General features: G+C 54.6%; 6 protein-coding genes. 3 read left to right on the forward strand and 3 right to left on the reverse strand.

All coding sequences use genetic code 11. The annotated features are described in order from the left end of the window. On the reverse strand, positions 1–924 hold a 924-nt coding region (locus tag ACOSYY_RS14655), incomplete at its 3' end, for a hypothetical protein (RefSeq protein ID WP_421663268.1). Between the two features lie 279 nt (positions 925–1203). Further along, positions 1204–1704, reverse strand: a complete 501-nt coding sequence (locus ACOSYY_RS14660; RefSeq protein WP_421663269.1) for a hypothetical protein — start codon at positions 1702–1704, stop codon at positions 1204–1206. Positions 1705–1754: 50 nt separating this feature from the next. Between ACOSYY_RS14660 and ACOSYY_RS14665 the strand changes: the two genes are divergently transcribed. Continuing rightward, positions 1755–3116 carry a hypothetical protein gene (locus ACOSYY_RS14665; RefSeq protein ID WP_421663270.1) on the forward strand — a complete coding sequence of 454 codons (1362 nt, stop codon included), beginning with the start codon at positions 1755–1757 and terminating at the stop codon, positions 3114–3116. A 39-nt stretch (positions 3117–3155) separates the two neighbouring features. Here the strand turns inward: ACOSYY_RS14665 and ACOSYY_RS14670 are convergent, their stop codons facing one another. Next, positions 3156–3461 (reverse strand): hypothetical protein, encoded by a 306-nt coding sequence (locus ACOSYY_RS14670; RefSeq protein ID WP_421663271.1) that lies wholly within the window; start codon positions 3459–3461, stop codon positions 3156–3158. 229 nt (positions 3462–3690) lie between these two features. Between ACOSYY_RS14670 and ACOSYY_RS14675 the strand changes: the two genes are divergently transcribed. Continuing rightward, complete coding sequence (locus ACOSYY_RS14675; RefSeq protein ID WP_421663272.1) at positions 3691–3996, forward strand: P-II family nitrogen regulator; 306 nt, start codon at positions 3691–3693, stop codon at positions 3994–3996. A gap of 360 nt (positions 3997–4356) precedes the next feature. After that, positions 4357–4536, forward strand: a 180-nt coding sequence (locus tag ACOSYY_RS14680; RefSeq protein ID WP_421663273.1) for a hypothetical protein, incomplete at its 3' end; no start/stop codon positions are given.

Consider the following 4536-nt stretch of genomic DNA (forward strand, 5'->3'; position numbering starts at 1 on the left):
GGCCTGACCCTTCACAGTTACCTCAGGAACACGCCAGACGTCGAATGAGTATGTGCCGGCCTGTGGCACGGTCGCACGAATGAAGGGGTTCAGGGACGGGTGCATTGCCGCGGCCATCCCTGGACAAAAGCGAAAACGCGGTGGCACGCGAATCGTACATCCTGAATTCTTGAGCTCAACCGTCTCCTCGCTCTGAGGCGGAAGAGGAGCCGTGACCGTCAGGTCCAACGATGCCGTCAACACCCTGCGCAATGCCCGCCGGATCACCGTCAATGGATGATCAGGGAACTTATCATCTAGAGCCAGGTCATCGATGGCTGCCTGCGAAATCTGAGGCAGTTGCTCGTCGGCATCTTTGGACGATGGCAGATTAAGGATCACCAGAATGGCTTCCCGTTCACCGGTCATGTTAGCTCGACGGAGCGCACTCAAATACACCGTGCCCTGCTCAAGGGGGATAATGATTCTCCCTATGATGCGCTCGTCTTCAGGCATATAGGTCAAGCGATGAATCAGCGCGAGCGCAGGCACACCGCCGATGGTGACACGTTCTGCGGATACGACCGGAGACCATGTAGGATCTCGCCTGGTCCGCGGCATAGACATGATACTGTCAGAGGAGCTGCCTACGGATCCTGGATCTAATATCTGCCCCGAATCAAATGCTTCAGACTTTTGTCTAGATTTCTTAAAGTAAGACTCGAATACCGTAACTGTATCGATGTGAAGATCTTCACGTAGAAGATCATCGTATCGGGCCGACAAATCAACGATCAGCGGTGAAAACTCCAGATACCAATCGACTCGATGCTCCTCGTCTCGAAACGCGGCAATCGTGTCGTGATCGACTTCAAGCTGTAACGATGATGGAGGATTGAATCGAATACCGTGCGTGCCGTTATGAAGGTCGGCGAGAAGAGTCATGACTTCTCATTCCTAGGTCACTTCCGTCCCAAATCGACTAAGCAGGTTCATGTGTTCCAGCCAAGTAACTTCCATGTTCGTTTATGTCGCACCAACAGGCGCAGATTGTGATACGTCTTGGCTTTGGTCTTAGACTGCACCGTGACGAGGTACGCAACTATGCCGCAATCACCGCGAATGTCAATTGAAATGATTGCCGTTTCCGAGCTGCGCTGATGAAAACCTTACTCAGAAAGGTCCCACGGTCATCGATAATCTCTCTATCTGCTCGACAGAAGGTCAGCTTTGGCGCAATTTTCCGACTAAAGACACTTGCGGTCGCCTCTGGGCTGTGCACTGATCGACGCCGACGAAGACCGTGACGGGATCTTCCTGTAATGTCACCGTGCTCATCGCATCCGTCCCCCACATCTGATTCGGACGTTCCGTGATGATCGTGCCGTCATGGACGCGTGGGCATACGATGCGCAGTGCCCGAGTGGGAACCAAGAGGCCAGCCTGCCGCATCAGCCGCTGTACTCGGCGTTTCGAGGTGCGAATCCGCTGTGCCCGCAGCCGTGCCCACACGTTCCGATGTTCCTCCCGAGAAATGGCATGGTCGTGATCACCGCCCGGATATGGCCCGTGAGTACCGCATCCGTGTACGCCGTTTTCGGTCCCTGCTTCCCCGACGCACGAGGCATAGATACTGTATATCGCGACTGCCGGCGGACATCGCTGTCTCGGAGAATCCTTTGCGGAATTGGAAAGCCTGTTGATCTTGGCGACGAACGCGTCCAAAATTCACTTTCGCCATCGTTGATGGACAGACGATCCACCCGGAGCCTGTCATGACGCTAGGCCCGCATGTTCCGGTGCGGATGATCGTTCAACGGGTCGCGATTACCGAGCGGGATCCGGTTCATCCATATAGGCATCTCCTCATCGGTATGGTACAACTCGAGCATCCAAATGGTGTTCGGCAATCGCATACCGACCAACCGATGATGGCAGCAAAGGTCTCCACGTCCCCGTCCTTCATCTTCCTCGTCATCTTCTGTCTCTCCGTGCTCTCGGGGTGCCTCTCACCGGTCACGTTGACTCGCGCCGTGATTGCCTATGACGATGCGATCATCGAGGCCCAATCCAAGCAGCTGCTCATCAACATCGCCCGGGCACAGCACCACGAGCCGATCCACTTTACCGGTGTCTCCAACGTGGCGGCGACCTTCGATTTTCGATTTACGGCCGGCGCCACACCGGCTCTCGCGGGTCTGGCGAGTACACAGATCCTGCCCCTCATTAGTGGAAGCGTGGCGGAAAATCCGACCATCAGTATCGCGCCCATCGAAGGGCAGGAATTTACTCGGCGCTTGCTGACGCCGTTCCATGAAGAAAAGTTGACGCTGCTCTTGCGGCAGGGCATCGATATCGACCTCCTGCTCAGGCTGATGGCGAAGGAACTTCGTTTGATCCGGAATGGTGGCGAAGCCGTCGCGTACCGGAATAATCCCTCTGACAAGAGCGGGTATGAGATGTTTCGCCGAGTAGTCCTCCACCTCTCAGCCATTCAAGACCACAACGGTCTCTATGTCGAACCCTTGATCATCGAGCGGACTTGGACGATTCCCGCCGCCTCCATCACCGCTGAAGGATTTAAAGCGCTGGAACAGGAGTACAGAGTCTCCTATAACGCCCGGGATGCAACCTACACCTTACGGAAACAGGTGGAAGGAGGCACTCTCATCACCAATTACGATCCGGACACGTTGTCACGAGAAGAGCGCATACGGTTACATGAAGAAGAGATCGAGCAAGAGCTTTCGAATGACGTGTCGTTCGATATCCGCCCCGGGCACTTTGGTGGGGATTGGCCGCTGAAAGGCGATTTCCGACTGCGGAGCTTCAATGCCATGCTGAATTTTATCGGCCAATCTCTCGGCGAGGAACCCGAATACTATGTCAATAAGGACAGCCGCACGCCCGAGGTAGCGGAGAATCCCGTCAAGACGTTGGACTTGATCGTGTCACCGTCAGCTCCGGGGGGATTGGATTTTGCGATAAAATCGCATGGGCAGTATTACGCCGTCAACACGACCGGGCCACAGGCACGCTGGAACCGTGAAGCATTCAAGCTCTTATCACAATTATTTCAGATGACCGTCACCGAGGTCCCGCGCGACGGCGTGCCCAGCATTACCATTGCCAAATAGAGCGACTTCCACTGTCATGAAGGAGGAAGCCCCGGTCGGCTATGCGTCGACTCGATCGAGATGTGGTTTCGGGGGTCGCCGACCGACGAGATAGATGACGGCGGGAAAGAGCATGGTCGTCCCTGGAAAAATCAGTCGATATCCCCACCAGGGCAAGCTCGGCTTAAAAAATCCCAAACCAACGGTCAGCAGAATCGACGCGAGGATTCCATAGACATAAGCCGGAACCAGGGTCGTGGAATGATCTTCGCTCCGTTGTCTTGAGGCAGCAGTGAACCCCTTAATGAGGAGATAGACGGAAAAGATGATACAGGCAGTGCCGTAATACGCTGAATATTCTTGCATAAAAGAGTCCTGGTTGATGCTCTCACGAGGCCGCTAGGTAGGTAATTTATAGCGTATCGTCTCCGCTCTTGTCGAGCCTGACCTCGGGTCTTGCGGACCGCCGGTCATCCGCCTGATGCAGGGAGGGTCCTTTGATCTTGTATTTACCGATATCTCGCCGGAGAATGGACCGAATGCCGGCTGGTGTTCGTGAGTTCGGTGGCACCACCCGTATACAGGAGAACTGCTTATGAAGATGTTGGTGATCGTCTTTCGTGAATCGCTCGTGGAGCAGGTGCATGCATTGCTGAACGACTATGAGGTGAGCGCCTTCAGCGAGTTGCACAACGTTGCCGGAAAAGGAGCCACCGACCCCACCAGCCAGTTTTTTCTGGCCCCGACGACCAACCGAATGATTCTCACGGCGGTCTCCGAGCAATTGGCTTACCGTCTCATCGATGCCTTTTCACACTTTCGATCGAAGGAGGAGGCGGCCAAGGGTGACAGCGTCTTTCCGCTCCATGTCTTTCTATTGCCCTGCGAACAAATGGTGTAGAGACCTCTACCCTCCGAGACGGAGACGATTCTCATAGTTAGCCAACATCATTCATGGAGGCTGGTTGCGGAATCGCCAAGCCGCTACGGTTCGACAAATGAAGTCGCGCTGAAACCAACATAGATGAGAGTCACTTCGGTGATCAGGCCGTCGAAGTCCAACATTCCTATTTACTCACTACCATGGAGGCGTGGTACTATCCCCCACCTTATATATACGTATACGTGCTCTCGCAATGGCCCCGACCCGAAATGGTCTGTAGCCGGGCTCACCTTTCTGCTCAGACTGGAACCAAGGATTCAGGCGCATGGTTCTCAGGGGACCAACTCCATCAATATTCGTTCAGCAAATTAGGTCTACATGATTACCATCACTGGCAGGGTCGTCGACGAAGAAAGTAGACCGATGGAAAACGTAAAGGTCGTGGCCCTTGCGAACTGGTTGCTGACGACCGACAAAGCAGCGAAAGTCGAGGTCATTGGTGGGAACTTCACCCTTGAATTCGAGCCCGGCGATGTCCCAATACGTGCGTCAGAGACC

This window comes from Nitrospira sp. BLG_2 (assembly GCF_049222245.1).